Here is a 25,619-nt window from a genome sequence, read left to right on the forward strand (position 1 = left end):
AAAAATAATGAAATAAATGATTATAGCCTTATTAATAATCAGGGTCAGTTCATAGGACTGACCCTGACTACGTTTTCCGGTTAAAATTGTGGTGTAGAATGTTAACTTTGTATTAATTTATCACGGTCGACTGCTTGTGGAGGTTCCTCCATCCAGCCTTGTTTAATCATAATATTGGCTCCATCTTCCACATACAGTGCGACTTCTGGGATCACTGATAAATATTTAAGACCTAAATCTCTCCTTGGACTTGCTGCCAATGCAGTTCCGTAATAGCCGATTCCTGCTGCAACCATGGCTGTAACATGAAACATCATTAGTTTATCTGAAAAAATACTTGCGGTTGTATTTAAAACAGCCGAACCTGAACTTATAGGGGCTGGTAAATCCTCCTTGGTTAAAAAATTGCTAAATGTATCTATATATTTCTGGGCAAGCTCTTTTCCTCTTAAGAAATACTGTTTTACCTCTTCGTTTTGAGCGGTCTGGGCAAAGCCCGTTACTAAATCTTTACCGATCACATTGATTAGAGTGTTTAAGTATAAGTGTGTGATTTCTTGTGAATTAATCGATCTCTTTTTCCCAAAAAAACCAGTTAAATAATGTTGTTTTTCTATAAAATCGATCCTTTTAGGAATAGGTATAGAAGGAGGTTTTATATAAATCCCTTGTTTTAGCATTAAATCACGTGTTCGATCCTGCAATTCAACCCCTTTATTTAATATACGCTTATGAAAAGCAATAACATCTGGACGTGTCGCAACTGTTAGTGCTGCAGAGCTGGCTGTCATGGCAAATACCGCCAGTTGACTTAAATGCTTTAAGAAAAAAGTATCTGCAAAAAGTCTTGGAGCTTTGGTATTGACATCTTTTTCTGTAAATCCAATGGGTATCGGAAAATTCTCCTTTTGAAACAGTTCCTGCATGATGGAAACATTCCCTTTTGCTGTATCAAGTGTCCATTCAATAATAGGACGTATTTCTTCATCTTCTACTTTTTCTAAGAAATAGCTGTTCATACAAACAACGATTGTATCACCCATGTATTGAGTCCATAAACCAGACATTTCCGCGGCGGTTAAAGGAATATTTGTTTTATCATCCATTAGGACAACCTCCTATTTTACATTCATATATTATGAATAATATTTCCTAAAAAGCGGAAAACATAAATTGATAACTTCCCCAATACATCTATTGAAAGTATAAAAATGGTGGGCTACCATAGTCATTAGGACTATGGTATTTTCTTTTTATGGAGAGGAAAATTCTTAGTGAAATCTTTTTTGATAGGAGGATTCATAATGCCAACAAGTTTAAAAGATACGGTTCCTTTATCTAATGGCGTGGAAATGCCGTGGTTAGGCTTAGGAGTTTTTAAAGTAAGTGAAGGGGACGAGGTTATTCAGTCTGTAAAGGCGGCTATTCGGAACGGATACATCAGCATCGACACCGCTGCAATCTATTTAAATGAAGAAGGGGTGGGGCAGGCGATTCGTGAATCAGGCGTTCCCCGTGAGGATTTGTTTATTACAACAAAGCTTTGGAACACCGAGCAGGGATATGAATCCACATTAGAAGCGTTTGAAACAAGTCTTAACAAGCTTGGACTCGACTATTTGGATCTTTATTTAATTCACTGGCCGGGTGTTGATAAATATAAAGAAACGTGGAAGGCCTTCGAAAAGCTTTACAAAGACGGTCGTGTCCGTGCCATTGGCGTCAGTAACTTCCATGTTCATCATTTAGAAGATTTGATTCGAGATGCTGAAGTGAAACCAATGGTCAACCAGGTTGAATTCCATCCCCATTTAACTCAAAAAGAGCTTCTCGCTTATTGTAAAAAAGAAGGAATTCAACTAGAAGCATGGTCGCCATTAAAGAAAGGCGAACTGTTAAATGAACCAGTTCTCGAAGATATTGCAGCTAAATATAATAAATCCGTTGCACAAGTAATCCTGCGCTGGGATCTGCAACATGGCGTCGTAACAATTCCAAAATCTATCAAAGAGCATCGCATCATTGAAAACGCTGACGTATTTGACTTTGAACTGACTGCAGAAGACATGGAAAAAATTGATGGACTCAACCAAAACAGCCGCTCTGGGTCGGATCCAGATACCATGAGAGTAGGATTCTAATTGAGGATGTCGCCAGCAGTTTATTCTGGATTCGATTTGGTAGGAAATGACTAAGAATGGCATAATGTCTGCAAGAAAATTCTAATATAGAAGTACATGGTATGCTTCCTCAGACTAAGAGTTGAGGGAGTTTTTTTGCGCTTCCACCACATCGGTTGAAATGCACCCAGACGATGAGAATAGGAATGCATGGAAGGGAAATCAGCTAAGCAATAAAAACTTTTCCATAATAGTCAAAGGGCTCATGAACCGTACATATCTACCCTCTTAACGAAATATAGTTAGTAGGGAGTGAGTCATTTGTAATATTCAGAAGGGGAGGGAGACTTATTGTATCTTAGTAAAAAGACCATTACCATTTTGATAAGTGTAATCGTGGTCATTTTCTCAGGCTTTGGCGTTTATGCGGCTGCGCAGCAGGATGAAGACAACAAAACTCTTTATGCTTGCACGAAAGACAATGGACAAATCCGTTTGGTTGACAATGGTACATCATGTGGTCCAAATGAAAAAATGATTTCCTGGAACGTAAAGGGTCCGCAGGGAGAACAGGGGGCACAAGGACCCCCAGGAAAAGACGGGGTTGACGGTAAAGACGGTGCTGTAGGGCCACAGGGACCGCCAGGAGTTTCATTGCCTGCTGGTGACGGAAGTCCTGTTCTTAATTATGACGTTTATATGAAATTGGGTAATATCAAAGGGGAGTCGGCAGCTGAACAATATAAAGATTGGATCGTACTAACTGGAGTCGAATTTGATGCTTCTCAAGTGTTAGGTACAGGAGGAGGCGGGGGAGGGAGTACAGGGAAACCCTCGCTTAATGAGTTCGTTGTCAAGAAAAGCTACGATTCTTCTTCTATTCCAATATTTCAGGATTTGCTTACAGGAAGACACAGCGCTGATTGCAAGATTGTGTTCGTATCACGCGGTGAATCCCCAACACCTATTCTCACAATTGAGTTACTCGATGTCCTGATATCAGATTATAACTTTGACAATTTGTTTGAAACGATTGGGTTGAATTTTGCTAGGATTAAGTCGACATACTCCGGTGTAAATCCTCCGATTACCGGTGACTTTGATTTCAAGACAAATAAATAGTATTAAAAGAATTCACTTAGTATAAGTGCTTGTTATCTCCCAAATTTTGCTGAATTCTACGATGCTATTCGGGGAGTGAGAGGCGCTGCTCTTGAGGAGTGGAGAATCGTAAAAAACAAGAAAAATGGGGAAAATCATCCCCATTTTTCATCCCTTGTTTAGCAAAGGGCGGTCCTGCAAGTAAAGAGTCAAATCAGGACAGTTTCCTTCAACAATCTCCTTAACAATAATCTTCGACAGCAATTGGCTGTAGACCGTCCCATTATCACCAAAGGCAAATAGAAAATAACTATTAGGATATTCTTCATATTGGCCAATGATCGGAATGCCATCCGATATGCCTCCATAAAATGCAGTTAAATAAAATTCTGGCTGGACCTTAATGGTGGGAAACATGTTATTAAACTCTTCAATCAGTTTATTCTTTTTATGAATCAGTTTACTATCGCGGTCTTCAGGGTATGGAGTATTATCATCAAGTCCTCCGATAATAATCCGGTTATCTCTAGTTGTCCGCATGTATAAATAGGGACGAGCAGTTTCCCAAATGAGTGTCCTGTTATACCATTCGGAGAGATTGTCGACTGGATTGGTTGTGACCGTATATGTACTGACAAAGGAGGCTTTTTTCTCTTTTTTGATTTCCAATCCTTCATAACCCGCTGCAAAAATAATATAGCGTGCTTGGATTGAACGCCCATTCTTTGTCGAAACAATCATCTTTCCACGTTCTTTATCATAATGGTGACCGTTCATTTCTGTATTTTCATATATACGGATCCCTTTTCTTGCGGCGTACTCCAGTAGTGCATGGGTGAATCGGAAAGGATTGATTTCTGCATCATTGTATGAGTAAATAGCTGCATCCCTGCTAAATGGATAGTTTGCTTCAATCTCTTCCTTTGTTAAAAAAGTAAGGTCACAGTTATGCTGCTTTAAATATTCGTATTCCTTTCTTAGTTTTTCAACGTCCTCTGGACAGCTAGCAGAGTATAGGGTATCTCTTCTGTTGAATTCACAATCAATTGTGACTTTCTTTGAGGCTGCTTCAATTTCATTAATAGCTTCCTTTAGTAATTGTAAATGCCTTCTTATGTAATCTGCGCCAAAGGTGTTGATCAGATTTGTAAACATTTTTTCGCCGGAGTATTGAAGGAGGGCGGTATTCGAACTAGTACTGCCGCTGCCGATGGTTGACTTTTCAATGACAGCCACCTCTAAATTTGCATTTGCATCAGCAAGATAATAGGCACACTGTGCCCCCGAGCTTCCGCCCCCAATGATTAATACATCACAAGATAGGTATTCTTCCAACGCCGGGTACGAGGGAGCATCAGGAAAAGTAGTGGGCCAATAATAAGTTCCAGTTTGTAAATTCATATATATCCCCCAGTTATTAAAAATATATAATGTTAATATAACCAGCCTCATATTATACATACGTGAAGCATGGGTGAGGCATGGGGACGGTTCTTGTGCCTCATTTTAATAGCAAAAACGCCTGAATCTTTATTTGATTCAGGCGTTTTACCGTGCAACACATATTCTATTAATCTACTGGGCGGTTTTCGAAATTGTAGTCCACTGTTGTTGGGGCGACACGTGCCCGCTCGAGAGCCGGCGTATCCGGGCGAACGATTTGATAGGCTGCTGCTCCAACGATTGATGCAGCTTGTTGGAGCTTTTCCTTGCTGATATGTTCAATCGTATCTGTTGGCTTGTGATACTGAGGCTCAACAGGTGAATGAATAAATAGAGCGGAAGGGATGCCCACGTCATGGAATGGCTGATGGTCACTTCTTCCTAACTGCCCGTACGGCAGCGCCACATCGTACATTCTAGATCCGGCTGACGCTCCTAAGTCCGTCACAAGATTCTTCTGACCGTCAATGGTATACATGATTAATCCACCTAGAGGGTGATCTTCTCCAGCTTCAGCTCCGCCAATCATATCCATTTGGAAGTGGGCAACCATACGGTCTATATCACTTTGTGGAAGCTGCGATACGTAGAAGGATGAGCCCACCATTCCTCTTTCCTCAGAGCCGAAGGTAAGGAAGCGGACTTCGGTATCAATTGGAGTCTTGACAAGAATTCTTGCTAGCTCGAGTACGGCTGATACACCAGAAGCATCGTCATTTGCTCCCGGTCCATTAGGAACCGAGTCATGGTGTGCTCCAATTGTGACAATCTGGCCTGTGTCCTTGTTCTTGTTTGGCTTTAATTTAGCCTCAACCACATAGGAGGTTTTCTCAATTTTTTCGATATCGACGTCTAAGGTGGCTGTAACAGGGCCGTTCTTTAATTTTTCGACCAATTTTAGCCCCTGTGCATTAGTGATTGCTACAGCGGGAACTTCCCCATTGGCTTGGCCAAAGTTATTACCAGTAGCACTGCTGCTGTTATACATGAGCACCCCAACTGCTCCTTTAGCAACTACATTCTTCACTTTTTCAACGAACGTGATATCTCCACGCTCAATCAGGGCAATTTTCCCTTTTACTGCGTCCGTAACTTCCCCGGTTGTTGCTTTTCCGACATAAACGAGTTCTTCTCTCACCTTTCCGCTTGCACTGCCGCTAAAAGCTCGACCGTTTAAATCTACCCCGTCAACTACAGCAGATTGACGGTTTGTCTTATAATCATAAATAGGAAACGGTATTCTTCTAGTCTCAAGACCTAAGCTCTTAAACTGGCTTTCTATGTACTCGACTCCACGAACTTCGCCTTCTGTGCCAGCTTCCCTAGGCACGGCTGACAGATACTTAATGGTGTTATACATATTATCCGCGCTGATTTTTTTAATAACATTGTTGTCAAATGCTGTGGCGGATTGTGCATTTGGTGCACTATTAGTTTGAGCATAGACAACCCCTGATGATAAAAGCATGCCTGTTGCAAGAACTGTGATCATGGATTTACGACGAAACATGAAACTCCCCCTTTGAAAAAGTGATACCCTTTCATTATTCCTAACTTGGAAAATATAGTAAACAAGAATCGTTTTACAAAATACTAGAAATTCTCATAAAATCCGCTAATGGCTATACACCAAATCTATTGATTATTCTGCTAGCACAACCATATTTATTTATATTAGTATGATAATTAATAGTATTTGATTTTTTAAAACACAAATATTTTCATATAAAAAAGCTAAATTGCTAAATTAATTTTCCACACCGACTATGCATTCGAGTAAAAAGGACATTCCTTGCGAAATCGCTATAAAATTTCATTTTTCTCGAAAAAAAGACAAAAAATTTCCCTGAAAATATTACAATTAATTTCTGGATTTTATAGGATTTTTTCGAAGGTTTAAACTTTTAATCAACTTTTACCAAATTGTTCTATTTCTTTAACTGAAATGTAAAACAACTATGATAAAGTAGTTTCTACACCACGTACCCTCCATGCAGACAAAAGAGCCGGCTTCCTTTTATTAAGGTGCTGGCTCTATTTGTATCCTAAATATTAATAAATTAATTTCATGAAAGGAGTATTAATATTTAAATGAATATACTTGTCGTTGATGATGAAAAGCCAATTGCGGATATTTTGCAGTTTAATTTAAAAAAAGAAGGCTACAATGTCTATTCCGCCTATGATGGAAATGAAGCCCTTCAATTGGTGAACGAGATTCAGCCGGATTTAATCCTTCTCGATATTATGCTGCCGCTCCGGGATGGAATGGAAGTTTGCCAGGAGGTCAGAAAAAAATATGAAATGCCAATCATTATGCTGACCGCAAAAGACTCTGAAATTGATAAAGTGCTGGGGCTTGAACTGGGGGCTGACGACTATGTAACAAAACCATTTAGTACACGGGAATTAATCGCCCGTGTCAAAGCGAAACTGCACCGTCGTAATACAAGTATTGCCCAAACGGTATTTGAAAATGATTCAAATGATATTGTGATTGGCTCCCTTGTTATTCATCCAGATGCATATGTTGTTTCAAAGCGCGGAAATACGATTGAATTGACGTACCGTGAGTTTGAATTGCTTTACTATTTGGCGCAGCATATCGGTCAGTCATGACAAGGGGACATCTGCTGCGAACCGTATGGGGGTACGATTATTACGGGGATGTTAGGACTGTGGATGTAACGGTCCGAAGATTAAGAGAAAAAATTGAGGATACACCGAGCCATCCAGCTTTGATTGCTACACGTCGCGGAGTTGGATATTATTTGCGGAATCCTGAACAGAGTAATGTCTGATGACCTATCAATCTTCTAATGAAATCTCTTAAAAATGCCCATTTAATGTTGACTGTGTTTCATTAGTATTAAATTCTCGTATTATATTAAACAATCCTAACACTTCTGTTAAAAAATGCCGAAGTTAGTTGATGCTTAGATATTACAGTTATATGATCAAAAGACAACGAAGGGTTAACTGGGAGGTGAGGTTCGTGGCAACTGTTTTATTTGGCACAATCGAATATTATGAGGGAGAAATAGTTAATTATCTATCTAATATATACAGCTATAATCATGAAGATGCTGCCAAAAGAGTTTTTGCCTTGCTGGAAAAGGAAATCTTAAATACTTTTTTGTTTGAAGAAATACTACGAATTCAATGTTTACATAATCTCCTCAAGGCATTTGGGAGGGTCTCTAAAAAAAGTATTGTAATGATATCATAGATACCGTTCTCATCTCTCTGCCCATGCTATACTCTATTTGTAGGGAGTGATTGCATTGGAACTAAACGATGTTATCTTCGGGCACAGATCGATACGAGAATATGAAGATAGGGAAGTCAGTCAAGAACTGTTGGATCAAATCCTAGATGCGGGGATTCGGGCCTCTTCTAGCGGAAATATGCAAACGTATTCAATTATCGTTACCAAAGACAAAGAGCTTAGGGGAAAATTATACTCTGCCCATATGGAGCAATCGATGGTAGTAGATGCACCTATTCTATTAACATTTTGTGCCGATTTTAATAGAATGCGAAAAGGGCTTGCCCTCAATGATGCACCTGTGCATTTCGATAACTTTATGAGCTTTATGATTGGCGCCATAGATGCCACGTTGGCTGCACAAAACTGTGCGTTAGCAGCAGAGAATGCCGGGCTGGGCATTTGCTATATGGGCTCAACGCTGGCAAATTGCGACCAAATTGGCGAGCTGCTCAACCTGCCGCCAAATGTCGTACCAATAGTGGGTTATTCATTAGGATATCCCGCAGAAAACCCTGCCCCGCGCGATCGATTGCCTAGGCATGGACTTGTTCACTACGAACAGTATAACGATTATTCAGATGAAGACATTCTCGAAATCTACAAAGATAGAAATGAAAAGGGCTGGAACCGGTACATGGACAATCCGAGGCTTAAGGAAATGACCGAACGATTAGGATTGAAAAACCTCGCCCAAATTTACACCATTGCCAAGTATACAAAGGAATCTCACCTCGAGTTCTCGCAAACAGTGTTGAAATACTTGGAAAGGCAGAATTTTATGGAAAATGAGTAGGGAGTAGGGTTTTATTTATGATGTTTTCGAAAACATTGTTGTTTTAGCTCCTATGCGACCGAACCGCTGATTTTTTTAAGTATTGGGGTTCATAGAAAGTCTATATGCGACCGGACATGTTATTTTTCCATGAAAAAAGTGCCAGTCACTGCCCGTATATTGCCGATATCTTCTAACCAATATACGGGTGGTGACTGGCGCTCTCCCTTGTTTCATCGTATTACCTAACCGACACAATTGATTTCCGTTTATACAACAAGGAACCAATGATAAAGGCAATGCCGCCCCAAAGGAGCATGATCCCAAATCCATACCAGAGTGGAGATGAAAGAATAGAAGTATGATAGACCATACTGTCTCTTAGACCGTCTGCAAAATAGGTGAGCGGGAGAATATTTGATACAGGCTGCAGCCATTCAGGCATGGTTTCTACCGGAAAGAAAATGCCGCTGACAAACATCATCAGGAAGCTGACAATGTTTGCTACACCCATATAGGCCTCATTCGTATTACTAAAAGAAGAAATCAAATAGCCAATTCCGTTGAAGGAGAGGGCTCCCATTAAGAAGACCATGAGTAAACTAGGAAAATTAATAAATAGATTAGCACCGAATACGAAAACGCCAATTAAAGATAAGAGGATGATTTGAATGGTGCTGAATAACAGGCGCATCACCATATCGCTAAGCCCAAAGATCCCCATTTTAGCCGGGGTCATCCGGAGCCTTTTGATTAACCCTTTTCTGCGCATATCCACTAAGTCAACCATGCCGAATAAGCCGCCTTGGGCAATCGATAAGGCAATCATCCCAGTCAAGAGAAAATCAGTATATTTTAATTCCGCACTGCCTGAAGAAATGGTTTCAAATTGCTGCTTGAAGGTTGGAGTTGCACCTACTGCTTGCAAGTTTGCCTGCTGAATGAGTTGATCCAGGACACCCGAAACGACTTGGGTTGAGACACTTTTTTCATTTTCTTTGTTGACAATCAGTTTAATCGAGGTCGCTTGTGCTGATTCTGGCAAAATGATGGCAGCATCGACTTTCTTCTCTTTTACCAACGTTTTTGCTTTTTTTTCACTAGCAGGTTCATTTTTACTAACTTCAATAATCGGAATTTGCTGCAATTGCTTAGCCATCATAGTAGACGTTTCATTTGGAGATTCGTTAACAATGGCAACTTTCGTGCTAAAATCATCATTTGAACCGCCGCCAAATATCGTCATAAAGATGACCATTAAGATTACCGGAAAAAAAATCCCCCAAAACCACGCTTGTTTTTCGCGGAGCGTTAATTTTAATTGAGCAAGGAACATTTGCTTGAATTGCTTGAGGTTACTCACCTTAATCCCTCCACTCTTTGCCGGTATAAGCGATGAAGACATCTTCAAGACTCATTTCACGAATCGAAACCTGCTCGACTTGATATTCCTTGTCTTTTGTGAATTTAAAAAGATCAAATAGTAAATCCTCGGGTTTAATGGTCCATAGCTTAAGTGCGGTACCATCCCGTTCTGTCCGGGTCACGGAATCAAGCGCTTTGGCAAAAAGCTCCGCATCATGGGCAGCGCTCTCTCCATCAAGAAAGGATAGTCGAACCTCTCTTTCATTTGTTAATTTTTCTATTAATGCGGAGGGTGAATCCAAGGTTACAACCAAGCCCTGGTCCACAATGCACACCCGATCGCTTAGTTTTTCGGCTTCTTCCATATAATGAGTGGTGAGAATAGTGGTTTTTCCTAATTTTTTAAGCTCAAGAATAATCTCCCAAACATTGCGTCGTGCCTGAGGATCGAGTCCGGTTGTTGGTTCATCCAGAAATACGATGTCAGGGTCACTAATCATGGCAAGCCCGATCGCTAGCCGCTGCCGCTGACCGCCAGATAATTTCTTGACTTGATTCTTTCGATGCTCGGTCAGATTGACCAATTTGAGTATTTCTTCGGTTGACCGTGCCTTATCGTAAAATGTAGCAAATAGATTCAAATTTTCTTCAGGCGTCAATAAATCAAACATGGCACTAGATTGCGGCTGTACGCCAATTTTCTTTTTAATCGTTACTGCATGTTTGTTCCAGTTCAATTCGCCAAACTGTATTTCGCCATGGTCCGGTGTAACCAAGCCTTCTATCATCTCTAGTGTGGTCGTTTTTCCTGCCCCGTTTGGTCCAATGATGGTAAAAATCTCTCCCGCTTTTACAGAAAAGCTAATATCTTTTACGGCTTGAATGGAACCGAACGACTTCTTTAAATTCTGGACCTCTAAAATATTCAACACCACATCACCTTTCCTTAGAAACCAGCCAAAAGTTGCATACCACCTTATACCTATGTCGTGAAATAGGAAAGGATTCATAAAATTTAAATGAGGCATGGGGACGGTTCTCGTGCCTCAATTTTTAATATAGCTGTTTATTTTCCCTGTGTACGAAAGCCTACAATTTTAAGAATCAAAATGGTGTATATAACTCCTTTTAAAAATAGAAAAATATGTTATTATATATTTAGATAATTAACTAAATAACAAAGAAGGGAATATCATGAATGAGGTTTTTAAGGCTTTGGCAGACCCAACTCGAAGAAAGATACTGGATTTGTTAAAGGATCAGGATTTAACGGCAGGGGACATAGCTGAGCAATTTGAAATGAGCAAGCCATCGATCAGCAATCATTTAAAGATCTTGAAATCTGCAGGATTGGTGATGGATGAGAAAAAAGGGCAGTTTATTATTTACTCCTTAAACTCAACCGTTTTGCAGGATGTAATCAAATGGTTATTAGACAAAAAGGGGGATGGGCTTCATGAAAAAAAATAAACTTTTTTATATTACGCTAATCATTTCCATCATTCCACTGATTGTAAATCTTATTGCCTTTCCACATATGCCTAATAAGTTTCCGGTTCACTGGGGACCTAGCGGCGAACCAGATCGGTATGGGTCAAGAATCGAACAGCTCACCATGAGTGTCTTACCACTTGTTCTGTTTCTGTTTTTAAATTTTTTGCCGTCCATTGATCCGAAGAGAGAAGCTTATAAAAAGCATAGCGGCGCATTTTCTATCATCAACTCTGTCATTATCTTATTTCTTGTTATCACGAATTTATTGGGGCTGTTCAGTGGACTGGGATACGATATACCTTTTCAAAAAGTTGTACCGGTACTACTAGGTATTTTGTTTATCGTTCTTGGAAATTTCTTGACGCAAATTCGGCATAACTATTTCTTTGGCATTCGGACCCCTTGGACGCTGGCATCAGAATATGTCTGGAAAAAAACGCACCGATTTGGAGGATATGTTTTTGTCGTTATTGGCCTTGTACCATTAATCACAACCTTCATAGGTTCCATGGGAATGTACTTTTTCCTGGCGGCATTAGTGGTTGGAATTGCCCTGATCATGATTTATTCCTATTCGGTTTTTAAAAGGGAAAAAGGTAATGAGTAATTCGCCGGACATATAAGAGGAGTAAAGCAAGTGCCGGTCACTATCGGAAATTAGTTGATTTTCATCAGCATTACTTGGGTGGTGGCAGGCACTCTAATATTAAAAAACTCCCCAAAAAAGTTATTGAAGAGTTTTTAACAAAAATATTTATTGATAGGTTAGAAGATTGATCCTGCATGTTTGCCAATTACGTTGTTCCACTTTAAAACACAAACCGTAATACCATGATAGAGATGATTCCAGCTACAACAGTTCCTAATAAGCTGCGAGTCACAATGGCAATGATAAAAGCTGGCAGTGCAGCGATTAGTTCAAGGTTATCTGTCAAAGGTGCCAATTTTCCGTTTGGCATGAGCAACTCTTGCCCGACTAAGGCTGCCATAACGGCAATGGGAACGTAGCTCAACCAGCGCATCGCCCATTCTGGCAGTTCAACTCGACTTAGGATCGCAATGGGAAGTACTCTTGGAATGAAAGTGACAAGGGCTGAGCCTAAAATAATTAAAAAGATCGACCATCTTACTTCCATTTTTCCACCGCCATTCCAATCGTCGAGGCAATGACGGTCGCGACAATAACCCCTACGCTTCCGGATGCCACTAAACTTACCCCTACAACAATGGCAACAGCACTTAGGGCAACAAGAATATCTTTCCTTAATTTTCCCCGGCTGACCATTTGCAGGACAAGAAGGCCGATAAACATTCCAGGCAAAGCAAAATCGAGGCCGAATTTTTCCGGATCGGAAATCCATTCTCCGAAAAATGCCCCTGCAATATTAGCAAGGAACCAATTTAAATAAGCCGTTATATTGAGACCATACATCCATTTTTCGCTAAGCCATTTCTTCCTTGCTGCTTCATTCATGGCTACACCAAATGTTTCATCTGTAAGTAAAGAACCAATCAATACATTCTTGAAGGGTGTAAGATGACGGAAATAAGGCGATATAGCCGCACTCATCAAAAGATGGCGCAAATTAATAAAGAAAATAGTAAAGATAATCGCTAGCGCAGGACTATTAGCCCCAATCATCGCGGCAGCAATAAATTGACCAGAACCTGCGTATAAAAGCAAGGAAATCAGTCCAATTTCAACAATCGAAAGTCCTGCGGTTTTTTCCACCACACCGGCTGCAAATCCAATGCTTAAGTAACCAAGTACAGTGGGCAGACAATCCCGTACACCAGCAAGGAAGCTGCTTTCTTCCCGCAGATACGTGTTTTCACTAATGTTCATCATCCTTCACCCCCTGATATAAATTATTTGTATAAAAATTACTTTATCATCATCATTGTATGGGTTCAATGATATAATTGTATGCAATACAATTATTCAAGGAGAAGGTGTGGTATGCCGGTTAATTCATTTGAAAATTATCCGATGTCGTGGAAGCCGGATAAAAAACAGCTTGTCCCTCCATTGTATCGATCGGTTGCTAGTTTGCTTGAATATGATATTATTAATGGTTTTCTCGCACCCAATACGAAGCTTCCTCCGCAGAGGGAATTAGCAGATTATCTTGATATTAACCTCAGCACTGTCACAAGGGCATTCAAAATCTGCGAAGTGAAAGGGTTAATCTATGCCGTTACCGGAAGGGGAACCTTTGTGACGCCCAATGTAAAAAATGCTATTTTCATGGCAGATAGTGATGAGCATAAGAATTACATAGAGATGGGGATCATCAAGCCCCTTGACCACACAAACTCTTTCGTCGCACAAGCGATTAAAAGCATCGCCGCTAAAGATTATCTGGAAAATTTACTAGATTACAGGCACCCGTTGGGAATGCCTTATCATCGAATGGCAGCTAAAAAGTGGATGCAGCGTTTTAACATGGATGCCCCCATTGAAAATATTGCGATCACTTCAGGCGGGCAAAATTCATTTTCCCTGATTCTGATGTCCTTGTTTCATCCGGGAGATAAAATTGCTGTGGATATATACACGTATCCTAATTTTATTGAACTGGCCAAAACAATGAATATCCAATTAATCCCTATTGAGGGCGATGAGCAAGGCATGAAGCCGGAGAAATTAGAGGCCGTCTGCCGAACAAATCCATTGCAGGGAATCTATTTAAGTCCCTCCTGTAACAATCCAACTGCTGTGACTATGAGTATGAAGCGCAGAAAGGATATAGCTGAGGTCATCAATAAACACGGGCTTATTTTAATAGAGGATGACGTATACTCGTTCCTGGCACCGGATGGCTATTACCCGATTTCCTATTTTGTGCCGGAACGGTTTGTTTATATCCTGAGCGTTGCTAAATCACTTAGCTCTGGTGTTCGCGTTGCCTTTATCGCTTATGCCGATCAGTTTGTTGAAAAAGTCACGTATGGAATTTTCAATCTCAACGTAAAAACATCTGCCTTAAATGCAGAAATTATTACAGAATTAATTAATACAGGGGCTGCTGAACAAATCATTAAGAAGAAGCGGGAAATCTCACAAGAACGGAATCGGGTTTACCAGAAATATTTTCAAATCAATCATCAGTACGAAAACCCGATTAGTTTTTTTCGCTGGATACCACTGCATAAAGAATGGCAGCTAAAACAGTTTGAGCATATAGCTTTAAGCCAGGGGATCCATGTTTATCATTCTCATCGTTTCTTGGTCAAGAAAGATGAATCTCCCCAATTTATTCGTATTTCCCTTACTTCTCCTAAGGACTCGGATGAATTGGAGAAAGGGCTTCGAATCCTAAAAAGGTTTTTGCTAGAGTCGGAAGAGGTACTGCGCAAATAAAACGTTGAAGTATTAAATGAAGCTTTTAAACGGAAAAGTTCGCCCCTTACATTAAGTACATTCCCATAAAATAGTGCATACGATAATTTGTATTAATCTATGAAGGGATTGAATTTGATGTACTATGCCCCTTGGATGTATTCATATCCAAATCCATATCAACCTAACGTCCAAATGTATAATAATTATACAAGACAGCCTAATTACTGGAATATGTATGACAATGCAAGAATCCAGGCAAAAGATTATGGGCGGAAACCATTTGTAGTCAATATTAATGAGGCTGCGAGGCAGAACAATACCTATCGTACCGCTTTATGGACAGGAAAACATTTGCAAGTAACACTGATGAATATCAATGTTGGTGAAGACATTGGTTTAGAAATTCATCCTCACATTGACCAATTCTTACGGATTGAACAAGGTCAAGGGGTTGTGCAAATGGGCAAGACAAGAGAGCGTTTAGACTTTGTTCAAAACGTTTATGATGATTTTGCTATTATGATCCCTGCAGGCACCTGGCATAATGTAACCAATACAGGTAATATCCCTTTAAAACTTTATTCTATATACGCTCCTCCACAACACCCCGCAGGAACAGTTCATGTAACTAAAGCACAGGCTTTAGCTGCGGAGTAATACAAATCTAATGAATGCCTCTTTAAGGGAGGGGGCTTTACTTCGGAGAGGAGTAAAAAGGGGAGGCCTTACCTATTTCCCGTACCCCTTTCCTTCCGTTATCGATTTCTTCTCGACAATAATCGAGCGCGGCTATCACGGTTCTTAATTTATGTTTACGAAAATGTTTCTTGCTGGGATGTTTATGCTGGTTTCTATTTTTTCTCTGATGTTATTTAGCAGTTTGTCCTTGGTCAAGGAATTTACGTTAAATGTGGAGTATAACAAAGAAAATAGGTTTAGTTATCTAAAAATTAAAACTATTATTGACAATAGAAATCTATGATGCTAACATTTCTATAAACCTAAGACGAGGGAGTAAAACTGTTAAACGGTCTCTCAGCGAATCCGGGATGGTGTAAGCCGGACAGATGCAGTCACAGCAAGTGGGCCTCCGAGGGCGAAGTGAACGATTTTTTTTAGTAGCTAAGACGCGAGAGCCAGCGTTACAGGGCTAAGGGTGTGAGAAGCACTCTACAGAGCGGATATGTAGGATACATATCAAACAAGGTGGTACCGCAGGTTATAACACTTGTCCTTGAATTATTATTTGAGGACAGGTGTTTTTTTATTTTTTTGGCACTATTAAAGGTGGATGGCATTCTAAAATAGGCGGAAAGATTCCTGCTAAATCAGGAAATATATATATTTCCCTATAAATAAGCGGATTTTTTCCTGTTAAACTATACATTTCCATGATTTTAAGGCCTTTTAGGGTATTTAAGCGGAAAATCTCCTCCTATTTCGGCTCCTAATTGCTAAATTTTCAAAATAAACGGAATTCCTTCGATTAAGCGAGTACACCTGCCGAAAATCAACAATGAACAATAACGGAGCCATTTTAAAAAAACATAAACAGCTGTAAAGTGTTGAAAGGAGCAGGTGCCATGGATGATAAATTCACGCTATTTAACTTAAAAGTTGAGGTTGTCGCTACCGATCAACCAATGGTATGCAGGCATAAGGAAGGGGACTATTTCTTAGTGATTGGGGAAGACCTGATCTTCCCGGAAACGAATTCATTTTCCATGTACGCTTTAAGCGCTATTTTGCCATTACTGCCGGCCAAGCAGCGGCCATTGCACGCTAATGACTGGATGCTGTCTGATAGTTTAATAGCCTGTCCAGATCCAAACTGCGGTGCCAGATTTAGAATAACCCGCACCGGAACGAAAGAATTTAGTCATGCTGAATGCACAATTGAACCTATACATAAAGGGGAGTAACCATAATGGCAGAACGATTCGAATTAGCAAAAGATTATAAAATCAGCAGAGTGATCAACGGCTGTTGGCAGCTATCTGAAGGCCATAGCTTAGAAACAAAGTTAGATATGCAAGATGCTATGAAGGCCTTCCATATGCTTGCTGAAAGAGGATTTACGACATTTGATTGTGCAGATATCTATACGGGTACGGAAGAATTCCTTGGTGAATTTTTAACGGAACTAAAAGCTGGGAGCACCCTTTCACCGCATGATATCCAAATTCATACCAAGTATGTACCGGATATCAATTTGCTTAGTGAGGTTGATTACAACTACACAGAAAAAATAATCGACAGAAGCCTCCAACGTCAAAAACGGGAAGTCTTGGATCTGGTGCAGTTTCATTGGTGGGATTATGATGTGCCTGGCTATATTGAGACAGCGGGGGATTTGTTAAAACTTAAAGAAAAAGGAAAGATCCGCAATATCGCCGTTACCAACTTTGATACCAAGCATTTGAGCGAGCTCGTTGATGCCGGTATACCGATTGTGTCCTGTCAAAATCAATACTCTGTTTTTGATCGACGTCCAGAAAAGGAATTACTCGATTATTGTAAAAGCAAAGGAATTTCCCTGCTGTGCTACGGTACATTGTCAGGAGGTTTGCTAGCGGAAAAATGGATTGGCCAACCATCGATTCAACCTGAAACTCGCTCACATGTTAAATATTTTCAGGTGATTGAGGATACCTTGGGTTGGGATGACTATCAAGACCTATTGTTAATGCTGCAAAGAATCGGCAAAAAGTATTCTGTCAAGGCTTCTCAGATTGCAACAAAATATATATTAAGCCAGCAAGGTGTCGGGGCATCTATTATTGGCGTTAGAAATAGCCGGCATGTGGAGTCAAATGCGCAAATATTTACTTTTGAACTCGATCACTCCGACATCGAAGAAATCAAACAATTCTTAGACCACTATCCAATCTTAGACGGTGAACCCTTTGAGTTAGAGCGTACGGTTGGTTCAAAATATCGCAATATTATGAAGATGAATCTAAATGAAGAGTAAGTGAGAGTGTACGTTTAGTCTAGAATAGAGAGTTTAGTAGAGGAGAGGGAGTTTAGATATGAATCAGAGACTTGAATTTAGGGGTGGCTGGGGAACAGCGTTTATTCCAGTTGTGATCTTTCTTTTTTTCTGCGTATTGTATTTTATTGTCTTTAAAGCGTTTGAAATGTATGCTCTCGCAATGGGTGCTTTCGTCGCACTGATGGTCGGTGCCCTTTTTGTAAAAAAGGGTCACTACGATCGCTTCTGGGATTCGGTATATGACGGCGTAAAGGAAGCCGTTCCGATTGCCATTTTGCTGTTCGTCATTGGGATGTTCTCGGAGTTGATCAAAAGCACGAACATTTCATCAGGTTTCGTATGGCTTGCCGACTTGCTGGGCGTGGATGGGGGATTATTCACTGCGTTTACCTTCTTAGCGGTTTGTGTCATTTCTACTGCTACAGGGTCATCGATTGGGACCATGTTTACTTGCTTCCCAATTTTCTATCCGGCAGGAGTATTGTTGGGATGTGATCCTGCTGTTCTTGCGGGTGCCATCGTCAGTGCTTCTATTTTTGGTGATAACTTAGCGCCAATATCAGATACGACCATCATCTCTGCAGGAACGCAAGCATACACGAAAAAAGAAGGTTTTGCTGATGTGGGCGGCTGTGTTTCCAGCCGACTGAAGTATTCCTTGGTCGCAGGGTCTATCTCTTTTCTTCTGTTCTGGATCTTCGGGGGCGGCGGCACGGTAGGTGAGGGCGCTTCGGAAATTCTTGCGAAGAACATGAATCCTACCACACTGGTCATGCTGCTTCCAGTCGTCGTCATGTTAATCGTAGCAATCAAAACCCGCAATATCTATAAAGCTATTACGATCGGTATCATTTTAGGGACCATAACAGGTCTGGCATTTAATCTCTTAACTTTCGATAATGTGATCTCAGTTAAGGATGGTGCTCCAAAAGGATTCCTAACGGGCGGCATCAGCAGCATGATGGCAACCGTCACGTTGGTTATTTCTGTCTACGGTATAATGGGTGTGCTCAACGGTGCGGGAGTGCTTGAAAAAGTAACAAACGGCATCCTTACCAGCAAAATGGGCAAGACGGTTCGCGGTGCTGAGATCGCCATGATGTTAGGTATTTCGTTTACAACTTTGATCTTCGGCGGTGTCACCAGTGCATCGATGACGACTTTTGGAAAAGTACAGAATGAGATTGGCAAACGCGTTGGATTGCATCCATACCGTCGTGCCTACCTGCTGGATGGTTTTGCCAATGCAATCGTGCTAGTCATACCATTTTTAAGTGTTTTTGTATTCATCGGTGCGTTGCTTTCAAAAGGGTATGATTTTGTTGCACCGTTATCACTAACACAAGTCAGCAGTGGCATGATCTATTGCATGGTCCTGTTCTTGGTTCTACTGTCCTCTGTATTAACGGGATGGGGCCGGGAATATGAGGGGCCTGGTGGGAAAGTGGTTAGAAATTCTCAAGAAGATACAAACCAAAGTGCTTCAATGTAGAGGGTGACTTCCACACCTTTCTTTATCATAAAATATAGAACACGCGGTAGCAGAGCTAACCGCGTGTTTTTCTTAAATATTCTCCTGTTCCAAGCCATCAATAATGTTTTCTTTCTTAATTTTTGAAAGTAAGCGGAGATTTTCCGGTTAGATACAGAATGAAGCCCGTTTCGGGGTATATAAGCGGAGGTTTTCCGCTTATGCAAAGAAAAATCCCTTATTTTCATGTTTTTCGAAATAATAAGCAGAATCTCTCCGTCTATTTAAGCCTGTTTTATTAATAATTACTAAATTAGCGGAATTTTTCCGTCTATTTATCAACTCGGGCACATAACCTGATTCCCCAAAAGAAAAAGCATATTACACTCATAAAAAGCAACCCAAAAGGTAAATCAATGTTTACTATGTGGTGAAATAAATATTGATTATTAATTAATATGGTAATAAAATTATTACTATTAATTGAAAAGGGGTCATAATTTATGAATGATAAAATCGCAATAGAATACATTGCGTTAATCCCTAATTTATTTCAAAGCTTTAAGGAATTAAACAAAAATGCCCCAGAATTAACTCATATTCAGAATCATGTAATCGAGTTTTTATATATGCAACAAAGGGCAGTAAATATCAAGGATATCAGCAGAGGGTTAAGTATAGCCAAGCAGCAGCTAACAAATGTTATAAGTGATTTGGAAGCAGGCCGGTATTTGGTTAAAGTGCCAGACCCAAAAGATAAACGCGCTGTGCAGGTCTTGATCACATCGAAAGGCAAAGAAATCCAAGATAAAAAATGGACTGAAATCTATCAAGCATTCACCAATAACTTATCAAAGCTATCAGACGAAGAGAAGTCGGATTTAGCTTTTGCTCTTCATAAAGTAAATGTTCTATTAAAAAAGATGGAGGAATAATATGAGCCAGAGTGAACGAAATAAGTTGAAATGGTCTGGATTAACTTTTGGAATATATCCATTAAGTCTGGCAGGAACTCCTTTTGGTTTAGCTCAGGGACCAGAGGATCAATATAAAAAGATTCAAACCACAATACGTGATCTTAAAGGTGAATCCAAAAAACTAAATTCGAGAAACTATCTTATCTATACAAAGAAATGGGAAGCAAAAATGCTCTCGCGTGCTGAGGAGTATATGGCTGCCGGTTTATTAGAAGACTTGACCGTGGGTGTCGGTGATTGGACGGATGAGCAGGAAACAGAAATCGAAATACGTAATTGGCTTAATTTTATTATAACCATCATAAACAAGTATGGCTCTCGATTGGTATCTCTGCAAATAACAAACGAACCTAATCTGTCCTTTATGGAAGGCTCGAAGCCCTATATCATGCAAGCCCTGGTGGAAGGAGTCATTACGGCAAAACAAGAAGCTAAAAGGCTCAATCTGCCCTTAAAGATTGGGTTCGGATCGGTGCCGGAAAGTCAGGCGGCGGTTCCTCGTTTTTGGGAGAACCTTGCGAAGGCAGGGGGAGAATCATTTATAAACTCCGTTGATTTTGTTGGGCATAATTTTTATGTGGATGTATTCGACGAACAGCCTCTCGATTTAAAAGACATACAAGCTTCAGTGGAACGAATGCTTCGTAACCTTAGAGAAATACATCTTTGTACTGCTGGAATACCTGCTTCAGTTCCCATACGAGTGACAGAGAATGGCTGGCCAACCGGGAAGAATCCAATGACAAATAGAGAGAGAACCTATGAGCATCAAGCGAACGTTCTTGAAGTCCTGATCCAAACTATTTATGATTTGCGTGCGGACTTGAATATCACCCACTATGAGCTGTTTGGACTCCGAGATGCAGATAGTACGAAAGCGGACCTATTCCATCAATATGGTATTATGCGGGATGATTACTCTCCCAAACCGGCTTATTATACTTTTAAAAAAATGATAAAAGAACTTGGAGAATGAAAAGGGGAGCTGATGATTAAGAAACCATCAGCTCTTTTTCTTTTTTGAAGGGTGGCTCAAATTAAGCTTTAATCCTACTGCCAAAAATCTATAGACCATTAGTAAGGAAGGTCTAAATCAGGTTTATCAAATAGCAATCACCTTGAGTGTGTTGTACAACTCGAAGAAAGGCAAATAGCCCTCCGGCGTTGCCTTTTTAGGTACTAATAATTAATGAAAGAAAGTGTTCACATAATTGTTGAAAAGCTTTATATAGGATTAATTTTATTTGAAATTTAATGTGATATTATTTTTTTAGTAGGAATGAGCAAGATGATTTTTTAAAATTTTGGCGTTTCTGTCCTTCATAATTTTCTCCATCAAAACCACGGTATCATAGAATCCTTAAGAATGTAACACCTCATGAATTATTCAAACGTTTCCAAACACCCTCTTAATTGAATCTCCACATTTTCTACCGTAGCTTCCTTTTTCCTTGCGTAATGTTTAAACAAAAGGTTCTGAATATATTAACAAACGTGAAAGGAGTGATAAGACATGTAGTTTATTTATTATCATTTTTCAACTCCCTAAGGCGCAGTATATCATTTCTGGTTTACAAATTTATTTTTGAAGGAGGATTATAAAATGGGTCACGATATTTCAGGATACAATAAAGCAGGAGAAGAAATTGCTTATGCGCGGTTTAGCATGGGGAATTATAATGCTATCTTACTGTACAGTTTTTTTGATGCAAATGATTACAATGCAGGGGTTAGTGGATCAGGCGACAGTTCTACGTACTCAATACAACAAATTGAAATGGCCTTGAATTCCTACAATCATTTATTTGATAAAAGTGATTCCCAATCAGATAATGATCCTTTAAATTGGGATCAAAAACAAATCCTGAATTTTATACTAAACTGTTTAGCAACAGCGCAAAAAGAAGGGAGTGTAAGAGTGTTTTTTGGTTAATCTTTGAAGACTGTTGCTGAATTACTCCATTTCGCTGCCGATCTCTATAGCTATTCAAAGTAGGCATTACTTTCATATTTAACAATTTGCACTGCATCCCAGCCAATCTTATGTATATATTTTCCCCTCAAAAAACACCTGCTAGTCTTAGACATTTATTCCTTATTAACAAAACCACACCTTGTACTCTATTAAATATCTCTATCGACAAGCAGCATAATAATGCAAAAAACTCTGGAAGTAGGTCTTGCTACTCCCAGAGTTTTATTTTTTTTTAGAAAATAAAGAAGGGGAGATTTTGGATAACTAACTACTCTACGATAAAAAATTCCTTTCCGCATTATTATTAATTTTGGTGGAAAATTCGATCATTCCTATGTTTTGCAGTGCATTTTGGCAAAATGAAAACAAATAAAAATTTTTACTATTTAAACGTAGATTTAATAAGGTTTACAGAGTTGGCATATCTTTTGCATATACTGCTAATAGGTAGAAATATTAACGGCAGCATTTTCAGATTAACTAAAATTAGGAGGCATCATAATCATGAACTATTCATCAAAACTCGTAAAAGTAAATAAAGATCCAGGCCATGGCTCACACATTCCCCCTGTTTATTTGACCTCAACATTTGTTTTTGATAATGCAGAAGTAGGAGCACAACGTTTCGCAGGAGAAGATCCAGGATTTATGTATTCACGTCTGGGAAATCCAAATGTAAGAGAACTGGAAGAGAAGGTAGCGGAACTGGAATTCGGTGAAGGGTGTTTGGCTTTCTCCTCCGGAATGGCTGCCATAACGGGCTGCCTTTTCGGTGTTTTGCAGGCTGGGGATCACGTTGTCGCACACACAGCGTTGTATGGGGCGACACACGCATTTCTATCCAAAACGGTAAAAAAGTTTGGCATTGATGTAACATTTGTACCGTTTAAGACAGGAGAAGAGCTTGAGCCACACATTACAGACAGAACAAAAGTGATTTACTTTGAAACCCCTTCTAATCCTACGCTTTCCTTAGTGGATATGAAAAGTGTAGCGGAGGTAGCTAAGCAAAAGGGAATTTTGACTGTTGTCGATAATACGTTTTTGTCCCCATATTTACAAAATCCAATTCTTTGCGGCATTGATATTGTCGTCCACAGTGCAACGAAATATTTATCGGGGCATGGATACCTTATTGGCGGACTTGTGATTTCCAACAAGGAGATTATTGAACCGATGCGAAAAGAAGTGCAGAAGACGATGGGAGCCAATTTGTCCCCTATGGATGCCTGGCTTCTCTATCAAGGAATACGTACATTGCACATTCGTATGGATCGCTCACAAGAAAATGCACAAATTTTGGCGGAGCGCTTGGAAAAACATAAGGCTATTGAGAAGGTTTATTTTCCAGGGTTAGCTAGTTTTGAAGATAAAAAAATCATGGAGAAACAAATGAAAGGTCCTGGAGCCATGATTTCTTTTGTCTTGAATGGGGGATACGAGGCTGGTGTTAAACTGATGAACTCAGTAAAACTGAGCACTTTAGCAGTTTCGCTGGGGGATGTAGGCACATTAATTCAACATCCAGCTTCGATGACACATGCGATTATCCCTAAGGAAGAAAGAGAAAAAGCAGGTCTCGTTGATGGACTCGTTCGTTTTTCGGTCGGAATTGAGGATGTAGAAGATATCTGGAAGGATCTCGAAATGGCCTTGCAATAACGGTGCGGCTTAAGGAATTTGTTAAGCGGAGCTGGTAGGTGATGACACCGGCTATCACGATCCATGTTTATGGAAAGCAATGAAGGAAATTTTTCCGGTATTCGTTCCTTTCGACGAAGAAGGGCTATATCTTGCTGGAGTAAAGCAGGCTGGATACTCCCCTGCCTAGTAATGGACAATTTACCCTGATTAGTCATAACACCTAGAGAAGGTTATGGGTCTTTCATTACGACCGGGTGCTACAGTTTTAATAGCGCTCGGGTGTTATGAGCCTTTCATAACGACCGGGTGCCCCAGTTTTTTTAGCGCTTGGGTGTTATGAACCTTACCATAACACCCGGGGACCTCTGTTTTAATAGAGTTCGGGTGTTATGAGCCTTGCCATACCTACCGGTGCCTACAGTATAAGTACCGAAAAAGTGAAAAGAGAGTTTTTGCGGATGTTAGCTAGAATGGAGTTAAACCCTGCAAAAATGGAATTGGTCATTGGCTTCTTTGAAACGTATTTAAAATTGAATGAAAGCGAGGAGAAGGAACTAATGGAAGAGAATAAACAATTGTACAAAGACGAATCTGAGCAATTTTTTAAAATTACCTAATTCGTGGAGAGAACAGGGAATACTTGAAGGTATTGAATAATTAATACAAAAGGGGAAACTTGAAGCCAAAAGGAAAATTGCTCTCAATTTGTTAAAAGAGGGATTACTAATTAAGCTGATTGTAAGAGCAACAAATCTTGATTATGCTGCAATTGAAGAGTTGAGTGAAAAATTGTAATACTCAAATACTATGGCTATTATGGTCTTGACTCTTTTTGGGATCTGATCCCGTTTTTGGGCTAGAATAAACTATGGAGAGGGGAAGTCCCTCTCCATAGTTATTTTAAGTGGTAATTACAACCATATAGGCGATATTATAAAACTTTATCCTTCTGCTTCAATCCAATCCCAATTTCCAATTCACCTGATGCCACTTTATCCAAGTGCCACCACCATTCTTCAAGTGGTTCGGCCGAAAGTGAGAAATCATAGACCTTTCCGAGATGCTCCACCATTCGTTCTACATTTTCGAGCAGCTTTAAATCATATTTCATCAGAAGAATTCGCTCTTGCTGTGTCATGTTTGAGGAACCTTTGTAGAGTCTGCTGCGGCGGTGCAGCATATCAATTGTTTCAAAGGGGCTTACTTCAAAGTCAGTAACATCTTCTCCGTAATATTCGATATCCTTTAAGAATTCCATGTTTGCCACACCTCTTTAATTACACCAATATATCTATAACCTTTTGCTTCGTCTAAGTAATTAAAATAATTATCATCAATCATCGCTGTATCAATAATACCATCTTCTCCAATTATAACAATCCAAGCGTTTCCATCTGCAAAAATAAAGTAATTCTGTAAAAAGCCTTCTTTAAAATAGATATAAATATCGTTCTCCTTGTCATTAAGTATATTCATAATCAATCTTTTATAATCCTGTAGTTCCCAATCTAGTGGAATGTGTCGGCGTTTCTTTCGTTTTAATAAGTGATAATATTCCTTCCCGGGTTTCCAAGAAGGACCATTTTGATTAATGATTAAAAGAATTTGTTTAATTTGATTTTTTAGTGCAATGTTCAAGTTATTA

General features: G+C 39.7%; 25 protein-coding genes and 1 pseudogene. 17 read left to right on the plus strand and 9 right to left on the minus strand.

Going from position 1 to position 25,619, the window contains the following annotated elements:
* Positions 1 to 101: 101 nt before the first annotated feature.
* Complete coding sequence (locus ACNQGS_RS13725; protein ID WP_491487794.1) at positions 102 to 1,106, minus strand: DUF3231 family protein; 1,005 nt, start codon at positions 1,104 to 1,106, stop codon at positions 102 to 104.
* A 198-nt stretch (positions 1,107 to 1,304) separates the two neighbouring features.
* Between ACNQGS_RS13725 and ACNQGS_RS13730 the strand changes: the two genes are divergently transcribed.
* On the plus strand, positions 1,305 to 2,141 hold the full coding sequence (locus ACNQGS_RS13730) for an aldo/keto reductase (RefSeq protein WP_491487795.1): 837 nt from the start codon (positions 1,305 to 1,307) through the stop codon (positions 2,139 to 2,141).
* Positions 2,142 to 2,471: 330 nt separating this feature from the next.
* Positions 2,472 to 3,242 (plus strand): type VI secretion system tube protein Hcp, encoded by a 771-nt coding sequence (locus tag ACNQGS_RS13735; protein ID WP_491487796.1) that lies wholly within the window; start codon positions 2,472 to 2,474, stop codon positions 3,240 to 3,242.
* A gap of 147 nt (positions 3,243 to 3,389) precedes the next feature.
* On the opposite strand, the gene ACNQGS_RS13740 is transcribed toward ACNQGS_RS13735, so the two are convergent.
* On the minus strand, positions 3,390 to 4,622 hold the full coding sequence (locus ACNQGS_RS13740; protein WP_491487797.1) for an NAD(P)/FAD-dependent oxidoreductase: 1,233 nt from the start codon (positions 4,620 to 4,622) through the stop codon (positions 3,390 to 3,392).
* Positions 4,623 to 4,791: 169 nt separating this feature from the next.
* Positions 4,792 to 6,174, minus strand: coding sequence for a M28 family peptidase (locus ACNQGS_RS13745; RefSeq protein WP_491487798.1), 1,383 nt, complete (start codon positions 6,172 to 6,174; stop codon positions 4,792 to 4,794).
* 581 nt (positions 6,175 to 6,755) lie between these two features.
* On the opposite strand from ACNQGS_RS13745, the pseudogene yycF reads away from it, so the two are divergent.
* The 3 genes and pseudogenes from yycF (at position 6,756) to ACNQGS_RS13760 (ending at position 8,728) form a co-directional block, all read left to right on the plus strand.
* Positions 6,756 to 7,465 (plus strand): annotated as a pseudogene (gene yycF, locus ACNQGS_RS13750) (response regulator YycF).
* 194 nt (positions 7,466 to 7,659) lie between these two features.
* Positions 7,660 to 7,893 (plus strand): hypothetical protein, encoded by a 234-nt coding sequence (locus ACNQGS_RS13755; RefSeq protein ID WP_491487799.1) that lies wholly within the window; start codon positions 7,660 to 7,662, stop codon positions 7,891 to 7,893.
* A 46-nt stretch (positions 7,894 to 7,939) separates the two neighbouring features.
* The gene (locus tag ACNQGS_RS13760) at positions 7,940 to 8,728 is read left to right on the plus strand and encodes a nitroreductase family protein (RefSeq protein ID WP_491487800.1); all 789 of its coding nucleotides are present in this window, start codon (positions 7,940 to 7,942) and stop codon (positions 8,726 to 8,728) included.
* Between the two features lie 220 nt (positions 8,729 to 8,948).
* Here ACNQGS_RS13760 and ACNQGS_RS13765 read toward each other — a convergent pair whose 3' ends face one another.
* Positions 8,949 to 10,070 carry an ABC transporter permease gene (locus tag ACNQGS_RS13765; RefSeq protein WP_491487801.1) on the minus strand — a complete coding sequence of 374 codons (1,122 nt, stop codon included), beginning with the start codon at positions 10,068 to 10,070 and terminating at the stop codon, positions 8,949 to 8,951.
* Between the two features lies 1 nt (position 10,071).
* Positions 10,072 to 11,001, minus strand: a complete 930-nt coding sequence (locus ACNQGS_RS13770; protein WP_491487802.1) for an ABC transporter ATP-binding protein — start codon at positions 10,999 to 11,001, stop codon at positions 10,072 to 10,074.
* Between the two features lie 265 nt (positions 11,002 to 11,266).
* Here ACNQGS_RS13770 and ACNQGS_RS13775 point away from each other — a divergent pair, with 265 nt between their 5' ends.
* Both ACNQGS_RS13775 and ACNQGS_RS13780 read left to right on the plus strand, forming a co-directional pair.
* Positions 11,267 to 11,542, plus strand: coding sequence for an autorepressor SdpR family transcription factor (locus ACNQGS_RS13775; protein ID WP_213146116.1), 276 nt, complete (start codon positions 11,267 to 11,269; stop codon positions 11,540 to 11,542).
* A complete protein-coding gene (locus ACNQGS_RS13780) occupies positions 11,529 to 12,173 on the plus strand; it encodes an SdpI family protein (RefSeq protein WP_491487803.1) in 645 nt (214 codons plus the stop codon). The genes ACNQGS_RS13775 and ACNQGS_RS13780 overlap by 14 nt, the downstream gene beginning before the upstream one ends.
* A 202-nt stretch (positions 12,174 to 12,375) precedes the next feature.
* On the opposite strand, the gene ACNQGS_RS13785 is transcribed toward ACNQGS_RS13780, so the two are convergent.
* Positions 12,376 to 12,702, minus strand: coding sequence for an AzlD domain-containing protein (locus ACNQGS_RS13785; RefSeq protein ID WP_491487804.1), 327 nt, complete (start codon positions 12,700 to 12,702; stop codon positions 12,376 to 12,378).
* The gene (locus ACNQGS_RS13790; protein ID WP_491487805.1) at positions 12,693 to 13,412 is read right to left on the minus strand and encodes an AzlC family ABC transporter permease; all 720 of its coding nucleotides are present in this window, start codon (positions 13,410 to 13,412) and stop codon (positions 12,693 to 12,695) included. The genes ACNQGS_RS13785 and ACNQGS_RS13790 overlap by 10 nt, the downstream gene beginning before the upstream one ends.
* Before the next feature lie 114 nt (positions 13,413 to 13,526).
* On the opposite strand from ACNQGS_RS13790, the gene ACNQGS_RS13795 reads away from it, so the two are divergent.
* From ACNQGS_RS13795 to ACNQGS_RS13840, 10 genes are all read left to right on the plus strand, one after another.
* Positions 13,527 to 14,930 carry an aminotransferase-like domain-containing protein gene (locus tag ACNQGS_RS13795; RefSeq protein ID WP_491487806.1) on the plus strand — a complete coding sequence of 468 codons (1,404 nt, stop codon included), beginning with the start codon at positions 13,527 to 13,529 and terminating at the stop codon, positions 14,928 to 14,930.
* Between the two features lie 117 nt (positions 14,931 to 15,047).
* Entirely contained in the window at positions 15,048 to 15,569 is a 522-nt protein-coding gene (locus tag ACNQGS_RS13800) for a cupin domain-containing protein (protein ID WP_491487862.1), read from the plus strand.
* A gap of 926 nt (positions 15,570 to 16,495) precedes the next feature.
* Positions 16,496 to 16,834, plus strand: a complete 339-nt coding sequence (locus tag ACNQGS_RS13805) for a TIGR04076 family protein (RefSeq protein WP_491487807.1) — start codon at positions 16,496 to 16,498, stop codon at positions 16,832 to 16,834.
* Positions 16,835 to 16,839: 5 nt separating this feature from the next.
* Positions 16,840 to 17,886 (plus strand): aldo/keto reductase, encoded by a 1,047-nt coding sequence (locus ACNQGS_RS13810; RefSeq protein ID WP_491487808.1) that lies wholly within the window; start codon positions 16,840 to 16,842, stop codon positions 17,884 to 17,886.
* Positions 17,887 to 17,944: 58 nt separating this feature from the next.
* The gene (locus ACNQGS_RS13815) at positions 17,945 to 19,399 is read left to right on the plus strand and encodes a Na+/H+ antiporter NhaC family protein (RefSeq protein ID WP_491487809.1); all 1,455 of its coding nucleotides are present in this window, start codon (positions 17,945 to 17,947) and stop codon (positions 19,397 to 19,399) included.
* Between the two features lie 482 nt (positions 19,400 to 19,881).
* Positions 19,882 to 20,313 carry a MarR family winged helix-turn-helix transcriptional regulator gene (locus ACNQGS_RS13820; protein ID WP_491487810.1) on the plus strand — a complete coding sequence of 144 codons (432 nt, stop codon included), beginning with the start codon at positions 19,882 to 19,884 and terminating at the stop codon, positions 20,311 to 20,313.
* Between the two features lies 1 nt (position 20,314).
* The gene (locus ACNQGS_RS13825; RefSeq protein ID WP_491487811.1) at positions 20,315 to 21,331 is read left to right on the plus strand and encodes a hypothetical protein; all 1,017 of its coding nucleotides are present in this window, start codon (positions 20,315 to 20,317) and stop codon (positions 21,329 to 21,331) included.
* Positions 21,332 to 21,958: 627 nt separating this feature from the next.
* Positions 21,959 to 22,288, plus strand: a complete 330-nt coding sequence (locus ACNQGS_RS13830) for a hypothetical protein (protein WP_491487812.1) — start codon at positions 21,959 to 21,961, stop codon at positions 22,286 to 22,288.
* 546 nt (positions 22,289 to 22,834) lie between these two features.
* The gene (locus ACNQGS_RS13835; RefSeq protein ID WP_491487813.1) at positions 22,835 to 23,992 is read left to right on the plus strand and encodes a trans-sulfuration enzyme family protein; all 1,158 of its coding nucleotides are present in this window, start codon (positions 22,835 to 22,837) and stop codon (positions 23,990 to 23,992) included.
* 371 nt (positions 23,993 to 24,363) lie between these two features.
* The gene (locus tag ACNQGS_RS13840; RefSeq protein WP_491487814.1) at positions 24,364 to 24,591 is read left to right on the plus strand and encodes a hypothetical protein; all 228 of its coding nucleotides are present in this window, start codon (positions 24,364 to 24,366) and stop codon (positions 24,589 to 24,591) included.
* A 314-nt stretch (positions 24,592 to 24,905) separates the two neighbouring features.
* Here the strand turns inward: ACNQGS_RS13840 and ACNQGS_RS13845 are convergent, their stop codons facing one another.
* Together ACNQGS_RS13845 and ACNQGS_RS13850 are read right to left on the minus strand one after the other, a co-directional pair.
* Complete coding sequence (locus tag ACNQGS_RS13845; protein ID WP_491487815.1) at positions 24,906 to 25,232, minus strand: hypothetical protein; 327 nt, start codon at positions 25,230 to 25,232, stop codon at positions 24,906 to 24,908.
* Positions 25,220 to 25,612, minus strand: coding sequence for a hypothetical protein (locus ACNQGS_RS13850; protein WP_491487816.1), 393 nt, complete (start codon positions 25,610 to 25,612; stop codon positions 25,220 to 25,222). The genes ACNQGS_RS13845 and ACNQGS_RS13850 overlap by 13 nt, the downstream gene beginning before the upstream one ends.
* Positions 25,613 to 25,619: the final 7 nt, after the last annotated feature.

Source organism: Neobacillus sp. PVCKKU3 (assembly GCF_058323225.1).